This is a genomic window from Streptosporangium sp. NPDC048886 (assembly GCF_055586905.1).
Genome location: NZ_JBVJHH010000053.1, coordinates 41,252 through 55,365, shown reverse-complemented (window position 1 = coordinate 55,365; position 14,114 = coordinate 41,252). Strand labels below are relative to the sequence as shown.

General features: G+C 70.4%; 28 protein-coding genes. 26 read left to right on the top strand and 2 right to left on the bottom strand.

The window, feature by feature from the left end:
- Positions 1-226: 226 nt before the first annotated feature.
- The gene (locus ACZ6R6_RS42800; RefSeq protein WP_470102672.1) at positions 227-1,462 is read right to left on the bottom strand and encodes a tyrosine-type recombinase/integrase; all 1,236 of its coding nucleotides are present in this window, start codon (positions 1,460-1,462) and stop codon (positions 227-229) included.
- 177 nt (positions 1,463-1,639) lie between these two features.
- Complete coding sequence (locus tag ACZ6R6_RS42795; RefSeq protein WP_470102671.1) at positions 1,640-1,867, bottom strand: hypothetical protein; 228 nt, start codon at positions 1,865-1,867, stop codon at positions 1,640-1,642.
- Positions 1,868-2,846: 979 nt separating this feature from the next.
- Here ACZ6R6_RS42795 and ACZ6R6_RS42790 point away from each other — a divergent pair.
- From ACZ6R6_RS42790 to ACZ6R6_RS42665, 26 genes are all read left to right on the top strand, one after another.
- Positions 2,847-3,281: a helix-turn-helix transcriptional regulator gene (locus ACZ6R6_RS42790; protein ID WP_470102670.1), complete on the top strand. Its 435-nt coding sequence runs from the start codon at positions 2,847-2,849 to the stop codon at positions 3,279-3,281.
- Between the two features lie 83 nt (positions 3,282-3,364).
- On the top strand, positions 3,365-3,826 hold the full coding sequence (locus tag ACZ6R6_RS42785; RefSeq protein ID WP_470102669.1) for a hypothetical protein: 462 nt from the start codon (positions 3,365-3,367) through the stop codon (positions 3,824-3,826).
- The gene (locus ACZ6R6_RS42780; RefSeq protein WP_470102668.1) at positions 3,823-4,125 is read left to right on the top strand and encodes a hypothetical protein; all 303 of its coding nucleotides are present in this window, start codon (positions 3,823-3,825) and stop codon (positions 4,123-4,125) included. The genes ACZ6R6_RS42785 and ACZ6R6_RS42780 overlap by 4 nt, the downstream gene beginning before the upstream one ends.
- Entirely contained in the window at positions 4,122-4,424 is a 303-nt protein-coding gene (locus ACZ6R6_RS42775; protein ID WP_470102667.1) for a hypothetical protein, read from the top strand. Before ACZ6R6_RS42780 ends, ACZ6R6_RS42775 begins: the two co-directional genes overlap by 4 nt.
- Complete coding sequence (locus ACZ6R6_RS42770; RefSeq protein WP_470102666.1) at positions 4,424-4,597, top strand: hypothetical protein; 174 nt, start codon at positions 4,424-4,426, stop codon at positions 4,595-4,597. The genes ACZ6R6_RS42775 and ACZ6R6_RS42770 overlap by 1 nt, the downstream gene beginning before the upstream one ends.
- Positions 4,597-4,815: a hypothetical protein gene (locus tag ACZ6R6_RS42765; protein ID WP_470102665.1), complete on the top strand. Its 219-nt coding sequence runs from the start codon at positions 4,597-4,599 to the stop codon at positions 4,813-4,815. Before ACZ6R6_RS42770 ends, ACZ6R6_RS42765 begins: the two co-directional genes overlap by 1 nt.
- Complete coding sequence (locus ACZ6R6_RS42760; protein ID WP_470102664.1) at positions 4,812-5,054, top strand: hypothetical protein; 243 nt, start codon at positions 4,812-4,814, stop codon at positions 5,052-5,054. Before ACZ6R6_RS42765 ends, ACZ6R6_RS42760 begins: the two co-directional genes overlap by 4 nt.
- Positions 5,051-5,299 (top strand): DNA-directed RNA polymerase subunit alpha C-terminal domain-containing protein, encoded by a 249-nt coding sequence (locus ACZ6R6_RS42755; protein ID WP_470102663.1) that lies wholly within the window; start codon positions 5,051-5,053, stop codon positions 5,297-5,299. The genes ACZ6R6_RS42760 and ACZ6R6_RS42755 overlap by 4 nt, the downstream gene beginning before the upstream one ends.
- Positions 5,296-5,472, top strand: coding sequence for a hypothetical protein (locus ACZ6R6_RS42750; protein WP_470102662.1), 177 nt, complete (start codon positions 5,296-5,298; stop codon positions 5,470-5,472). Before ACZ6R6_RS42755 ends, ACZ6R6_RS42750 begins: the two co-directional genes overlap by 4 nt.
- Positions 5,469-5,594 (top strand): hypothetical protein, encoded by a 126-nt coding sequence (locus ACZ6R6_RS42745; protein ID WP_470102661.1) that lies wholly within the window; start codon positions 5,469-5,471, stop codon positions 5,592-5,594. Before ACZ6R6_RS42750 ends, ACZ6R6_RS42745 begins: the two co-directional genes overlap by 4 nt.
- Complete coding sequence (locus ACZ6R6_RS42740; protein WP_470102660.1) at positions 5,591-6,073, top strand: hypothetical protein; 483 nt, start codon at positions 5,591-5,593, stop codon at positions 6,071-6,073. Before ACZ6R6_RS42745 ends, ACZ6R6_RS42740 begins: the two co-directional genes overlap by 4 nt.
- Positions 6,070-6,951 carry a PD-(D/E)XK nuclease-like domain-containing protein gene (locus ACZ6R6_RS42735; RefSeq protein WP_470102659.1) on the top strand — a complete coding sequence of 294 codons (882 nt, stop codon included), beginning with the start codon at positions 6,070-6,072 and terminating at the stop codon, positions 6,949-6,951. Before ACZ6R6_RS42740 ends, ACZ6R6_RS42735 begins: the two co-directional genes overlap by 4 nt.
- Complete coding sequence (locus ACZ6R6_RS42730) at positions 6,948-7,916, top strand: hypothetical protein (RefSeq protein ID WP_470102658.1); 969 nt, start codon at positions 6,948-6,950, stop codon at positions 7,914-7,916. The genes ACZ6R6_RS42735 and ACZ6R6_RS42730 overlap by 4 nt, the downstream gene beginning before the upstream one ends.
- Positions 7,916-8,740, top strand: coding sequence for an exonuclease domain-containing protein (locus ACZ6R6_RS42725; RefSeq protein ID WP_470102657.1), 825 nt, complete (start codon positions 7,916-7,918; stop codon positions 8,738-8,740). The genes ACZ6R6_RS42730 and ACZ6R6_RS42725 overlap by 1 nt, the downstream gene beginning before the upstream one ends.
- Before the next feature lie 53 nt (positions 8,741-8,793).
- On the top strand, positions 8,794-9,243 hold the full coding sequence (locus ACZ6R6_RS42720) for a hypothetical protein (RefSeq protein ID WP_470102656.1): 450 nt from the start codon (positions 8,794-8,796) through the stop codon (positions 9,241-9,243).
- Between the two features lie 249 nt (positions 9,244-9,492).
- Entirely contained in the window at positions 9,493-9,969 is a 477-nt protein-coding gene (locus ACZ6R6_RS42715) for a hypothetical protein (RefSeq protein ID WP_470102655.1), read from the top strand.
- Positions 9,969-10,901, top strand: coding sequence for a hypothetical protein (locus ACZ6R6_RS42710; RefSeq protein ID WP_470102654.1), 933 nt, complete (start codon positions 9,969-9,971; stop codon positions 10,899-10,901). The genes ACZ6R6_RS42715 and ACZ6R6_RS42710 overlap by 1 nt, the downstream gene beginning before the upstream one ends.
- Positions 10,894-11,073, top strand: coding sequence for a hypothetical protein (locus ACZ6R6_RS42705; RefSeq protein ID WP_470102653.1), 180 nt, complete (start codon positions 10,894-10,896; stop codon positions 11,071-11,073). The genes ACZ6R6_RS42710 and ACZ6R6_RS42705 overlap by 8 nt, the downstream gene beginning before the upstream one ends.
- Complete coding sequence (locus ACZ6R6_RS42700) at positions 11,070-11,198, top strand: hypothetical protein (protein WP_470102652.1); 129 nt, start codon at positions 11,070-11,072, stop codon at positions 11,196-11,198. Before ACZ6R6_RS42705 ends, ACZ6R6_RS42700 begins: the two co-directional genes overlap by 4 nt.
- Positions 11,195-11,389: a hypothetical protein gene (locus ACZ6R6_RS42695; RefSeq protein WP_470102651.1), complete on the top strand. Its 195-nt coding sequence runs from the start codon at positions 11,195-11,197 to the stop codon at positions 11,387-11,389. Before ACZ6R6_RS42700 ends, ACZ6R6_RS42695 begins: the two co-directional genes overlap by 4 nt.
- The gene (locus ACZ6R6_RS42690) at positions 11,389-11,793 is read left to right on the top strand and encodes a hypothetical protein (RefSeq protein ID WP_470102650.1); all 405 of its coding nucleotides are present in this window, start codon (positions 11,389-11,391) and stop codon (positions 11,791-11,793) included. Before ACZ6R6_RS42695 ends, ACZ6R6_RS42690 begins: the two co-directional genes overlap by 1 nt.
- Entirely contained in the window at positions 11,790-12,377 is a 588-nt protein-coding gene (locus ACZ6R6_RS42685) for a RuvC family protein (protein ID WP_470102649.1), read from the top strand. Before ACZ6R6_RS42690 ends, ACZ6R6_RS42685 begins: the two co-directional genes overlap by 4 nt.
- A complete protein-coding gene (locus ACZ6R6_RS42680; RefSeq protein ID WP_470102648.1) occupies positions 12,371-12,796 on the top strand; it encodes a helix-turn-helix domain-containing protein in 426 nt (141 codons plus the stop codon). Before ACZ6R6_RS42685 ends, ACZ6R6_RS42680 begins: the two co-directional genes overlap by 7 nt.
- Positions 12,793-13,203 (top strand): hypothetical protein, encoded by a 411-nt coding sequence (locus tag ACZ6R6_RS42675; protein WP_470102647.1) that lies wholly within the window; start codon positions 12,793-12,795, stop codon positions 13,201-13,203. The genes ACZ6R6_RS42680 and ACZ6R6_RS42675 overlap by 4 nt, the downstream gene beginning before the upstream one ends.
- Positions 13,203-13,529 carry a hypothetical protein gene (locus tag ACZ6R6_RS42670; protein ID WP_470102646.1) on the top strand — a complete coding sequence of 109 codons (327 nt, stop codon included), beginning with the start codon at positions 13,203-13,205 and terminating at the stop codon, positions 13,527-13,529. Before ACZ6R6_RS42675 ends, ACZ6R6_RS42670 begins: the two co-directional genes overlap by 1 nt.
- Positions 13,526-13,981 carry a hypothetical protein gene (locus ACZ6R6_RS42665; RefSeq protein WP_470102645.1) on the top strand — a complete coding sequence of 152 codons (456 nt, stop codon included), beginning with the start codon at positions 13,526-13,528 and terminating at the stop codon, positions 13,979-13,981. Before ACZ6R6_RS42670 ends, ACZ6R6_RS42665 begins: the two co-directional genes overlap by 4 nt.
- Positions 13,982-14,114: the final 133 nt, after the last annotated feature.

Sequence of the window (14,114 nt, the reverse complement as noted above, 5' to 3'; positions counted from 1 at the left end):
AGAAGCCAGAACCAACCAGAACCCTCATCAGCGGACAGCCACCTCGCTAGCCCAACTATGATCAACCATTGTTCGGACCACCTCCTTTCGGCGTGCCCCGAGACTACAAACCCAGGTCGGAGCGAGGCAAATCTTTTTTCGCCCACCCCGTGGCCTACCCGCCGGACCCCACCTACGCCCTGCTCAGAGGCCCGATGGGAACAGAATGGGAACACGGCGTAAATGATCACGCCTCACGCCGCTTCGCCCCGGGCCCCTGCACCAGCGTCAGCACCCGCTCGGCCGCCTCGTCATGCACCGCCGGCCGCACGTGCGTGTACAGGTCGTGCGTGATCCGGGTGTTCGCATGCCCCAGCTGGTCGGAGACGACCTTCACGTCCAGCCCCGCCTCCATCGCGAGCGTCGCCGCGGTGTGCCGGCCGTCGTGCAACCGGATCACCGGTAACCCCGCCTGCCTGGCCACCCGCTTGAACCCTTCGCTGACTCGTTCTGGGGAGATCGGCTCACCGGTCGGCCGGGCGAACACCAGGCCGTGGTCGACGTAGCTGCCGCCGGCCGCGAACCGCTCGCGCCGCTGCGCCTCGCTGTGCGCCTCCAGCAGCCGCACCGTCTCAGCGTCCAGGGAGACGGTGCGGCGGCCGGCCGCGGTCTTCGGCGTGTCGATGACGATGCTGTCGCCGAGCTGCAGCACGGTCTGCACGATCCGCATCCGGCCCGCCGCCAGGTCGAGGTCCGGCCAGCGCACCCCGCACGCCTCGCCGCGGCGCAGGCCCCGCAGGAGCGCCAGCCGGTACAGCAGGCCCAGCGGGTCGCCGGCGGCCGCCTCCAGGAACGTCGCGACCTGTTCGGGGGACCAGACCTGCGCCACGTGCCGCTCGGCGGGCGGCAGCTCGACGCCGAGGCAGGGGTTCCACTCCACGCCCATCCGCCGGGTCACGGCCCAGTTGTAGGCGCTGCGCAGCGTCTGCAGGATGTGGTGCTGGGTGCGCAGGCCGACGACCTTGTGCCGCTGCCGCACATCCCCAGGCAGGTGCGGGGCCCGCTCCTCGGCGCGGGCCGCCCTGATCTCGGCGTTCCACTCCTCGATCGTGTCGAACAGCGCGTCGACCTGGGTGACCCGCAGCCGGTCGCGGGGGATCGTCCCGAGCTGAGGGATCAGGTAGTGGTCCAGGTGTTGCCGCCAGGACCGGCGCGAGGACGCCTTCTTCGCCCGCTTCGAGGCGTACCACTCCTCCAGGAGCTCGGCGACCGTCGCCGTGGTGGCGGCGAGTTCGACGCCCATCCGCAGGCGGCGCTGTACGGTCTCAACGTCGGGCAGCTCCTGGCCGCGCTTGATCTCGAAGATGAGGTCGCCGATCCGGCGGCGCATCCGCTCGTCATCGCGGGCGAGCTTCACCAGATCAGCGACATGGGCGAATGCTTGCTGGGCGGCGGTCTTTGTTGCGTAGCCGAACCGTTTCAATTGCCGGTTGAGCTGTGCTGTGGTGTCGAGGCGCGTGGCGAATCCGAATGTCCCGTGCTTGCGTTTCGACAGGTCAGGGCATGCGGAGTTAAGCGGTTTCCCGGTTTCGGGATCTTTACAGCCGCACCTTTTTGGATATGACGCGCGCAAAATCTGATTTCCGGCCACAGCGACCTCCTACATGTAGGCGGCGACGAGGGGGAACTGAGGAACCGCCGCCGTCGAATGGGCCGCCAGTTCATCAGCAACGTCCTGCGGCATGAGGCCAGGACGGACATATACGTCGGTCTGGCCCTCATCCATGTCGATGTAGACCATCTGGCCGCCAGGGATGTCGCGTTCGAGGAAGTAGCGGATCGCGTAGGGGCGTCCTGGCACGACGAGAGAGGCCAGGCGCGGCAGCACCTGACCTCCTTGACGCTCTAGCTCACGTACGACCTCAGGGCTGACGAGTACGTCATCCCTAATCATGAAAACAATTCGCGTTGGTCGGATAATGGCGCTCACCAGGCCCGACATCACCTGTCTCGGGTCGACGAGACACACAGTGACGGGAGAAATAGGGGGAATCCTGTGAGCGCCGTGAGCCATATGCCTCTCCGCGTACTGGGGTATCCGGGAGGCCGATTCTTACCCTTTTCCCCGATGTTTTGTTGTCCGAAACGCCCAAACCCCCCCTCAGTAAGCGGATTGTGTCCGACTTGTTACACTGGGCTCACTCGACCCATTGCCGTGCCAAATCCTCCATAGCCCGCACAAACTTCGCGCGTCGCTCCGGAGTCATCTCCCGCGGCACCGTCACCACCTCCTGTGTCTCCGGATCCACCTGAACCATGACCACCTCGACACCCAGCCACTGCGCCGCGGCCGCCTCCGTGAGCTTCCGAAGGGGAACACCCATCCCCACCGCAAGAGCACGTAGACGCCATAGCTCAGGGGCGCGAGCCATCCGCCCGTGCGCGAGTTGATCTATCCAGGAGTGCAGCAGGGTCCGATCACCCTGGGGCTCATGGCACCGTTCGGCGAGTTCCCGCAGGCTCTGCCCGCTGGACTCAAGGTGCTCTTTCACTAGCCGGCTGAGGGGTTTGTTGCTGCCGGGAGTCCCACCACTCTGCGGCGGCGTCATCTTGGTCTGATCTTCTCCTGTCTTGACTACTTGTCTGTCTGAACGGACGACACACTGTCATGTCAGTGTTCTACGACATCCGGCCTGAGACAACCGGATGTGGAGAGTAAACCAGGCCAGGCTGGTAGGCGTCGCCCCCCTAAGTTGCCGGACATTGCCGGAAACCTCTGGACGCTGCTGCCGATGCGCGCTACTGTCCTATTATTCGGACAACAAAACGCCGACGGAGAGCACGCACACATGCCAGCACGCCCCCAGATGCGACCCCGCGACCACAACCGCCTCAGCGAAGCAATGAGCGAAGCAGGCTACAACACGGTGCAGCTGGCCAATCGGGTCGGCCTCACCAAGCAGTACATCGCCTTGCTCGTCGCCGGCCGACGCGGTTGCCGGCGAACCACCGCCGAGGCCATCGCGGAAGCCCTGGGGCTGCCCATGCGCGAACTTTTCATCAACGTGTCGTCCGAAATTTCAGACAACGAAACGGAGGACGATGTGACCGCCACCACCGAGGAGGACCCGTACCTCCTCTTCCCCGAGGTGTGCGAACTCACCCGCACCAAACCCGGCACCATGCGCGAGCTACGGCTCAAGAAGCAGGGCCCGCCCTTCTTCAAGCAGGGCCGCGTTCTGAAGTGCCGCAGGTCCAAGGCCCTCGAGTGGATGCAGTCCCACGAGCAGGACGCCGAGTAGCCCCCCTGACATGCCGCGAGGCCCAGCCGTGCAGGGCCAGACCTCGCAGACCCGCAATCCCGAACTGAGAAAGGACGCGAGCCGTGACCAGTCTCGCAGAATCCCCACCCACCACCCCCGCCGATTCGGTCACCGTGATGACCGCCGTCGAGCTCGCCGCGTTCGCGAAGCGGCTGACGACCCTGACCATCACCCCCGGGGAGCGGGCCGTCGTGCTCGGCCTCCTGGGCGAGGCGATGCAGGCCGTGTTCGACACCGCCGCGGGCATCGCGAACACCGTCGCCGCCGAGCACACGACGCTGATCGGCACGACCGCCGACCCGGTGGTGACTGCGACCGACGAGGCCGGCGAGTACGCCGCCAAGACGCGGGACGCGTTCCACCGTGCGACGGAGGCCGTTGAGGACCTCACGCAGGAGCGTCAGGCCCTGATCGACGCCGGCGAGTTGCCCGGACCGGATGGCAGGTGCATGACGGCGTCGGCGCGGGAAGCGCTGGCCTACCTGCAGGAGCGTCTGGCCGGGCCGCAGGGGGTGGCCCAGTGACCGCCCCCGTGATCGAGGACCTCCGCGCCCGCGTGGCGGCGCTGCTCTCCGCCGAGAAGCCTGATGCCCCGGCCCGCCTGCGGGTCATTCGTATCGCCGCTGATCTGCAGGTCGGCGACTTGCTGCACCTCGGTGGCGACGTCGAGGTGACGGTCACCCGCCTGAACCCGCCCACCCGGGCGGAGGCGCTGGCCTGCGGTCGCCGTGAGGTGTGGTCGCTCGGCTCCTGCTGGCCGATGGACGCCGGCGACCCGGTGACGGCCCGGCCGCGCGAGACCACCCAGGCGGTGACCGCATGACCGAGTACGCGGTGATGTACACCGACCAGAGCGGCGAGCGGGCTCTCGCCTACAACCCGGCCATGGCCGACCCGGCCGACCGCAACGACGCCGACCTGCGCGCCCGGGTGCTGCGCACCTGGCAGGAGGACCGCGGCATTCCCCAGGACGCCACCCTCGTGCGGCGGACGTCGGCCAGCGCGGAGTGGGAGGACGACCCGAAGTGGGCCGCCGAGATCGCCGCGTGGAACGCCCACTGCGATGCCGTCGACGCCGAGCTCGCCAAGGCCGCCGAGCAGACCGAGGGCGGTGAGGGCTAATGAGGCTGCCGAACGACTGGGACGCCGAGCGGGGGTCCGGCTGGTGGGAGCTCCACCACCTGATCCACACCCCATGCGGTTACCGCACCGGCATGGCGTACGACCTGATCTGCAACGAGTCGGATGTCCGCCGCATCGTCTACGGCCACAAGTGCGATGGGGGCGAGAGCTGATGGTCGCCGTTGATCTGCACGCCCGCATGCTCGTCTCCCACCCCGACTGGTGCGGCGGCCACCCGGTGCGCATCCTGGCCGCTCATCCCACCCCGGGCGGGGTCGGTGTCCGCTACCAGGACGTGCAGGCCCATGGCCACGCTCACACGGTGACGGTCCCGCTGGGGTTCGAGTTGGACCTCATCTCCGGCGGCTGCCAGGCCGGGAGGACCCGATGATCGGCCCCTACCACTACGGCCTGGCTGAGCACTACCTGGAGGAGGCGGAGGGCTTCTACATCGCCGGCGATTTCCAGAGGGCTGAGTACCGGATTCGTCTCGGTCATGCCCACGCGACGCTCGCCCTGGCCGCCGCGACCGCGCTCCTCGGTCCCGTCGCCAGCACCAGCTACGACGACGCCGACCTCGACGCCTGGCGCAAGGCCGCTGGCCAGCAGCCGCAGGGCGGTGCCCAGTGACCAGCATCCGCGACCTCGTCGCCCAGACCCGCCTCCCTGGCGACACATCCATCCTGAGCGTGCTCCGGCTGACCTGGCACGTGCTCAACCCGCTGGCCGACGCCGGCCTGACGACCGTGGGCCGCCTCGCACAGCAGACAGACGACGACCTGCTCGCCCTGCCGGGCGTCGGCAAGCGCCGCCTCGAGGCGCTGCGGGCCGAGCTGGAGCGGGTCGCCCGCGAGCTGAAGGACGGTGCCCGGTGACGGCCCGCCACCCGCGTCCGCCGGCGCCGACGTGGTTCGAGACGTACGTGCTCGCCCACGTCGCCGCCTGGCGCGCCTCCACCGCCCGGCATGAGGCCGACGCCGCCCGCTTCCTGGCCGAACTCGACGGCGACACCCGCCGCGACCCCTACGCCGACGGGAGGACCGCATGAGCCACCCCGACGAGCCGCCGCTCGACCCCGCCGACGAAGAGGCCTACCGCGACGAACAGGCCGACTACGACGGCCACCTCCCCGACGAACCCGCCGACGACGAGCCTGAGGAGCAGGCATGACCACGCACTTCAAGGCCGGCGACATCGTCAACGTCGCCATCAAGGGCGTCCGCGTCGTCAACCACCCGTCGACCCGCTTAGTACGGATCGCAGATGAGCACGGCGACGTGTTCGACATGCCGCCCCAGGCCGCCATCACCCGCCCAAGCGAAGCAGACGTTGACGACCGCATCGCCGCCGCGCTCACCGTCCTCGACGGGATGGAGGCCGAGGGCTACATCCAGCCGTACGTCGCAGCCGGGGTGCGAAAGGCCGTCGGTGAGCCGCCCAGGCACTGGCCGCCGCAGCCCGGCGACGTGTGGAGCGAAGAGAACCCGTTCAGTCCGCTCTGGTTCGCGCAGCTCAACGGCGAAGACGGCCCAATCATCATGGCGCCACTGCACGGCGGACCGAAGGGGAGCCGGGCGCTGACACCGGATGAGCTGCTGGAGTCCTCCATCCAGCTCTCCCTCGCTTACCGCAAGGACGGCAGCCGGTGACCGCCACCCTCCCCGACCTGGACGCACTCATCACCGAGGCCGGCGTCTATGACATCCCCGAGCACGTCTACCACGCTGACCCCGTCCCCGGCCGCTCCCTGTCCAGCACCGGCGCCCGCCGACTCCTCCCGCCGAACTGCCCGGCGATCTTCCGCCATGAACAGCTCAACCCGCCCGCCCCGAAGAAGGAGTTCGACCTCGGCACCGCCGCCCACAAGCTGGTGCTCGGCTCTGGACCCGAACTCCGGCTCGTCAACTACGAGCGGTGGGACACCAAGAAGGCGAAGGACGAGGTTGCCGAAGCGCGGGCGGCCGGGGCGGTCCCTCTAAAGCGTGCCGAGTACGACCAGGTGCACGCCATGGCTGATGCGCTCCGCCAGCACCGGGTCGCTGGCGCCCTGTTCGATGCCGCCTACGGCCGCCCCGAGCAGACCCTCATCTGGCAGGACGAGCAGACCGGCGTCTGGTGCCGGGCCCGCCTCGACTGGCTGCCCGACCCCAGCACCGGTCGGCTGATCATCCCGGACTACAAGACGACGGGCCGCTCGGCGGCACCAGCCGACCTCCAGCGCGCCGTCTTCGACCACGGCTACCACCAGCAGGACGCCTGGTACAGGGCCGGCGCCCGGGCACTCGGCCTCGCCGACGACACCGCGGCGTTCGTCTTCGTGTTCCAGGAGAAGACCGCGCCGTACCTCGTCACCGTCGTCCAGCTCGACGAGAACGCCCAGCGCATCGCCGAGGACCGCAACCGGCGCGCTCTCAAGATCTACCGCGACTGCATCGAGGCCGACCACTGGCCCGGCTACAGCGACGAGATCCAGCTCATCACCCCGCCGGCCTGGGCCGAGTACCGCCACACCGAGGAGTTTTCATGACGATCGCCACCCAGAACGGCCACCCCGAAAACCTGCCCGCTGAGGTGGTTCCGGCCGGCGGGCCGAGCAGCGCGCTGACGCTGTTCGCCTACGAGGTTCAGCAGGCGGCGAACATCGCCGCCTCGCTGGCGAGGACCTCCTTCATCCCTTCTTCCCTGCGGGGCAAGCCGGAGGACGTCACTGCCGCGATCCTCGCCGGGCAGGAGCTCGGCCTGCAGCCGATGGCCACCCTCCGCTCCATCGACGTCATCCAGGGCACCCCGGCACTGCGCGCCCACGCAATGCGCGGCCTGGTCCAGTCCCACGGGCACTCCGTCCAGTTGGTGCAGTCCAGCCCGGAGCGGTGCGTCATGCGCGGCCGCCGGGCCGGCGATCAGGAGTGGCAGACGGTCGAGTGGACCATCCAGCGCGCGGCGCAGATGGGCCTGACCGCCAAGGCGGAGTGGAAAAAGCAGCCGCAGAGCATGCTCGTGGCCCGGGCCACCGGCGAGATCTGCCGCCTGATCGCCTCCGATGTGCTGTACGCGATGCCGTACGCCGCCGAGGAACTCGACGATACGGCGCAGGCGCTGGCCGACGGCAAGCCGCGGGTGACGGTGGAGGAGATCCTCACGTCACGCGGCGCGCCTGCGGTCGGTAACGCAGCTCCTGCGGCTCAGGCGGCGGCGGCCGGTGCGGCGCAGTCGGAGCGGATGATCAGCGAGCCGCAGCAGAAGAAGATGGCCGCCCTCATGCGCGAGCACGGCATCACCGACCGGGACACCGCGCTGGCGTTCGTCGCCGACGTCATCGGCCGCCAGGTCGCCTCCCGCAACGAGCTCACCCTGGCCGAGGCGGGGCAGGTCATCGACACCCTGGATTCTGCGGCCCCGCCCGCAGAGCAGCCGCCGGCCGCCCCCGACGACGAGGTGTTCGACGGCGACATCGTCGACGACACCCCGGACGAGCACGGCGAGGCCTCCTGATGGGGTGGCATCTCGGAAGACTCGCCCCGTTCGACCTCGAGACGACCGCTCCGGACCCGGAGGAGGCCCGGATCGTCGAGGCCTACGTCGGCTACGTCGGCGGCGGCCTGGAGTCGATCGACCGGAAGCCGCTGCTCGTCGACCCGGGCGTGGAGGTGCCAGCCGAGGCGACCGCGATCCACGGATACGACACCGCTTACCTGCGCGAGCACGGCGATCCGGCGGACGCCGGAGTCTGGATCATCGCCAACGCGGTCGCCGACGCCGTCAACGCGGGCATTCCGCTGGTCGGCCACAACATCCGCTACGACCTGACCGTGCTGGCCCGGGAGCTGGCTCGCTACGAGCTGCCGTCGCTGGCGGACCTGACGGCGCGGTCCGGTGGCGTGCTGCTTGCGATCGACACGCTCGTGCTGAGCAAGCGCCTGGACCGTTGGCGGCGCCGGGTCAGCGAGGAGCAGGGCGCCCACGCTCTCAAGACGTGCGCTCAGGTGTTCAAGGTCGATTGGGCCGATGAGGACGCGCACGGTGCCCGCTACGACGCGCTCGTGGCCGCCCGGGTCGCCTGGCGGATGGGTGTGATTGCGCACCTGCAGCTCCATCAGAGGCCCCGTCTGTCGGGCCGCTCCGATGAGCGGCATCTGTTCGACGACCTCGCGGTGGATCTGCCGACCCTGTTCGTGAACCAGAAGCGGTGGGCGGCAGAGCAGGCCGCCAGCTATCAGGAGTGGCTGCGGAGCCCGAAGGCGGGCGAGAAGCGCGACTCCGACGCGGTGATCTCCGGCGAGTGGCCGATCCAGCCGGCGCCGGTCCTGACCCCCTGAACGAAGCCGGGCCCCGGCGTGCTGGCCGGGGCCCCTCACATCTGGAGAACAACGTGCACGACAACCTTACCCAGACCGCCCTCACCCCCAGCTCCGCCGAATACATGCGCGGCGAACTCACCCGCGTCGAGGGCGAACTCGGCCGACTCGACAAGACCCGCGCGGACCTCCTCGTCGACATGGACCGCATCCGGCGGGAACTCGCCTCCCTCGACACGGTGCGCGGCGACCTCGACGAGACCGCGGACCGCTACCGGCAGCGGCTGGGCAGCGCGGTGTCGCTGCTGCCCACCGACCAGCCGGTGTGGCCGCAGACAGCGGGGGCGGAGACGTGCCAGCGGTGCGGAGAGCCGATGCAGTGGAACGGCCAGCAGAACGCATACATCCACCCGCTGAGCGAAGGCGGGTTCGAGCTGGCGGGGGAATCGTGCCGGCGGACCCCTTCTTCGGACACGAAGGTGCTGTCCGCGGCGGCCGCCGAGCGCGTTGGTGGCGAGTCGTGAGCCGGGGCCAACGGCGCAGCGGCGCCATCTCCCGCGGCCGAGCGTCCGCCCGGCACGCTCGCCGCGGCTCGTACACCGGCTGGGGTGGCCTGGCCGCAGCGGTGGCGGAGGCCGCCGAGCACCCGGTCGTCAACGTGGCGATTACCCGTCCGGCTCTGGCCCGGGGCGGTGGCCGATGACCTTCGAACTCGTCTTCTGGGCGGCCGTGCTGGCGGCCCGCGTCTTCCTTCTTCGCCGTGGAGGCACCCGATGAGCATCAACACCCCCGAGCAGACCCCCGTGAACTACCACCAGGCGAAGCGAGAGAAGATCGCCGCCGCCATCACCGCCTGGCAGGCCACAGAATCCACCGCCGCCACCCACCCGTACGGCGACGCCGACGACCTCGAGGACGCCCTCCTCGGCCACGGCCTGCAGCTCCTGCCCGTGGCCACCAGCGACTGCCGCTACCGGGTGCTGGTCGACGGCCGGCCCGCCCCGTACGTCGGGCAGGACCGTCCGGCCGGGCCCATGGGCGCGGACGAGGCCGCCGAGGTGTTCCTCCTCGCCGTGATCCACAGCGAGGACACCCTGACCGAGCAGACGATCATCGTCCGCCCGGCCACCGACGCCGAGCTCGTCGGGCACGCGGGCTCCGGTTCGGCTCATGTCGAGGAGCTGACGGTGCAGGAGCTGCTGGACGCGGCCGACCAGCGTCTGGTCGACGGCCCGAACGGTGGTGCGTGATGGCGCTCTCCGGCGACCAGCTCGCCGCCATCAAAGCCCGCAGCGAGGCCGCTACCGAAGGCCCCTGGCAGCTCGACGGCCCCTTCTACTGGCCGTACGACTTCCGCTCCGACCCCACCCCGTCATCGTTGATCAGCGCGGGTGAGGAGCGCGTCGCCGTCCTGGTGCCAGCGCCCGCCAACCTGAACGCTGAGCAGGACTTGGCGTTCGCTGCGCACGCTCGTACGGACGTGCCAGACCTGCTGGCCGAGCTGGAGACGGCCCGGGTGCTGATCGCCCGGGCGGAGGCCCACGAGCGGCTGTGCAAGGCCGAGCGGGTGCAGGTTCGGGACGCGCAGGCCGCCGCCCGCCAGGCCGGCACGGGCGCCAACCGGACGCACAGGGAGGCGGCCGGGCTGCGCCGTGAGGTCGAGCAGCTGCGCGCCGAGCTGGCCCGCCGCGACCAAGCCGACGCCGAGGCCCTCGCCGACCAGACCCTCATGAAGGGCCTGACCGTCAAGGACGGCTCGATCAGCCTCGACCTGATCCCGCCCCGGGAGCTCGCCGCCCTCTGGGTGCACTGCGCCAAGGGGATGCTCGGCGACGCCCCGAACTACACCGAGACGCCGGTGACCTACCCGTCTGCGTCGATGGAGGTCAGCCAGGCGGGCGAGCCGGAACGGTACGCGCTGATTGTCCAGCGGGTCGGCAACCTCACTCCACACCAGGCACGCGAGCGCGCCGAGGCCGAGCGGGACGAACTCCGCGCGCTCCTGGAGCGCCTCACCGAGGACGTCCAGCACGACCTCGACTCCTCCGCCTGCCGCGAACGCGCCGCCCACCAGGCGCAGCTGAGCCCCTGCCAGCAGCGCCCGGCAGACCACGACGAGGAGTGCCCGGCCTGCGAGGCCCTCGCCGTGCTCCACCCCGCGCAGGAGGCCGACCGTGGGTGACCTCCTGCTCTGGGCTTTCGCAGTCATCGGCGCCGCCTCCGTCGCCCTCCTCACCTACCTCCTCCTGGCGCCGCTCCCGCGCCCGGCCAGGCCAACGCTGCAGCAGATGGCCGACCCCCAGAACGACTACGACGGCCGCGTCACCCGCCTCGACGACCGGAGGCGGCCATGACCGACCAGAACCCCGCCGCCCTGGACGACGTCGACGCCGAGCTGGCCATGGTCGAAGCCCGCGCCCTCGCCGACCAGCTGCCCATCGCCGACGGCCTCGACAAGATCCGCCGGAGGACCCGGTGAGCATCGCCACCTACCTGTACGCCACCACCACGGTCCTCGCCGCCGGCACCGCCATCTGGGCCGTCCAAGCCCGATCCCTCTGGGGAGCTGCCCTCGCCGTCGCTGTCCTCCTGGCGGCGGCGGCCTGCACCGCCTACACCCTCCGCCCCGCCGAGCCCGCCCGGGCTCCCACCGCCGTCCTGGAGGCCTGATGACCCCCGCTGAAGAACTCCGCAACGCCGCCGCCCGGCTCCGCGAGGCTGCCGCCAACGCCACCCCCGGCCCCTGGCAGGTCGGCAACGGAGAGGTCATCGGCCTCGGCATCGAGCAGACCGGCCCCGGATCGTTCGCCTACGACGCCCAGCTCGTCCAGGTGCTCGACGACGCGACGCGAGACGAGGAGAACTACGGCGGTCATGACCTCGGCAGCACCGAGGCCGACGCCGCCTGGATCGCCCTCACCTCACCCGCCCTGGCCGAGCCGCTCGCCACCTTGCTGGAGGTCACGTCCGGCGTCGTTCGGTATGAGGCATCGCGGGGCTACAGCACCCGGGAGAACGCGCAGACCGATGCTGCCCTGGCCGTCGCCCGCGCCATCCTCGGCGGTGCCCAGTGACCGCCGCCCTCACCTCCGCCGGGCCCGACCTTCCCCCGGGCCCGGCGGGCCCCACCCCACCCCGCGTCCTCGGCCTCGACCTGTCCCTCACCGCCACCGGCATCGCCACCTGGGACGGCCGGCCACTCTCCACCCTGCGCACCCTGGCCAGCGACGGAGACCAGCGCCTACACCGCATCATGGTCACCGTCCGCGCCGACGCCTACGACTACATCAACAGCGAGCCCATCGAACTCGCCGTCATCGAAGACCTGCCCAAGCACGCCCACGGCGCAGGAATCACCGGCATGGTCCACGGCGCGGTCCGGGTCGCCCTCATGGAACTCGGCGTCCCCTACGCGCTCGTGCCCCCGGCCACGCTGAAGAAGTACGCGACCGGCCGCGGCAACGCCACCAAGCCCGACATGCGCATGGCGCTCTACCAGAGGACGGGCCTGGACCTGCGTGACGACAACCAGGTCGACGCCTGGTGGCTCCGCGCCGCCGGCCTCGACGCGCTCGGCCACCCGATCGTCGACCTGCCGAAGGCGCAGCGGGACGCGCTCGCCAAGGTCAACTGGCCCCAGGCGGTGGCGTCGTGCTGAGCATCGGCCAGCGGCTCGGCCAAATCCGCCGCGAACAGGGCATCCGTCAGCAGGACGCCGCCCAAGCGATTGGTGTAGCCGCCAGCACCATGTGCCTGTGGGACTCCGGCCAGCGTCGCCTCACCATCGGCAATGCCGCTGCCTACGCCCGTCTCCTCGGCCGCCGCCTGGTCGCCCTCGATGGCGGCCAGGTCGTCGCCGAGGGGGAGGAACTTGCCGACATCGCCCGGTTCCGCACGGCGGCCGGGGTGTCTCGGTCGGAGCTGGCCGAGCGGCTCGGCGTGGAGCTCCCCGCGGTGGGCTGTGTCGAGCGTATGGCCGGACCTACAACGCACCTGCGCACGGCTCACCGGTATCTGGGAGCGCTCGGCTACCGGGTTGGGCTCGCGTCAGCCGTTGAGACGGTGGTGGCGGCATGACGCCTGACCAGGCCGCATGGGTCCGCGAGCACGTGTGGCCGCCCGTCTGGCTTCGCAGCTACGAGCACATCCCCGGCACCTTCACCGACTGCGGCTGCCAGAAGCCGAGGAGCACGGACTGCCGGCGCGGCGACCACGAACGATGCAACCCGGCCGGCGACGTGCGATACGAGGCCGTCGTCCAGAGCAAGGGGCTGCGACCCATGACCTTCGCCGCCCCCCACGCCCACCGCTCACCTGTGCTCAGCGGCATCAACGACCTCGCCTGGGTGTGGCTGGCCGACCGGACCTGTCGGAGCACGTGCTCCGAGCAGGCAGCCGTACCCCCCATGAAGCGCCGGTCAGCCCGGCGCGCGCCCGAGATGGTGGCCCTGCCCGGCCTCGAGCAGCTGGCGGAGGTGCGCTGATGCCCCGCCCCCGCTCCGTCAGGCCCTGCATCAACTGCGGCAACTGCCAAATCCACGGCCACGGCTACTGCTCAACCTGCTACAGCCGCTGGCGCGACGCCGGCTACCCAGCCGACGGGCCGCCACCGCCCGCCCCGCGGCGCTACTCCACCTGGACCCCATCCCAGGAACGGACCCGCGCCCGCCTCGAGGACTACCTCGACCTCCTGCAGTCCGGCGAACACGACGAAGACATGCTCGCCCGCCGCCTCGGCGTGTGCGTCCGCACTGTCCAGCGCTACGCAGCCGCCCACCGCACCCTCACCCAGAACAGGAGCGCAGCATGAGCGACTACCAGCAAGCACTGCGCTACCACGACTCCACTTGGATCCTCCAGCAGGAACTCCGCCGCAACGACGCCATCACCACCGCCGCCAGCCGTCGATCCCGCACAGGACGCGACCGCGGAAACCAAGCCGGCATGGCGATCATTCCGCCCACCGCAGCCGAGGAAACCGCAGTGGAGAACCTCGTCTGCGCGGTGGCTGCGCGCCGCAGGTGGGACGAGACCGAGCTGGCGGAAATCCTGGCCATGCTCGGCCTCACCCCGGCGCCCGCCCCGGCCAAGAAGCGCGCCTCGCCGCGCCCCCGCACCAGCACCTGCGCCGCCTGCGGCCGCCGCTCCCTCCGCGTGCGCGTCGATAACACCCTGATGGCGCACTCCGTCTACCCCGACCGGCCCGCCGACGACTCGACCTGCCCCGGCGGAGCCGCAGCCCGAGCAAGGCGCCCCCGATGACCGCCCTGATCGCGCCCCGCCCGCCGCGTCCTGACCGTCGGCCACATCCCCGACGGCGACAAGACCGTGTGCGGCGAAGACACCACCGACCCGGCCGAACTCTGGCAACCCATCCCCGCGAACGTCACCGTCC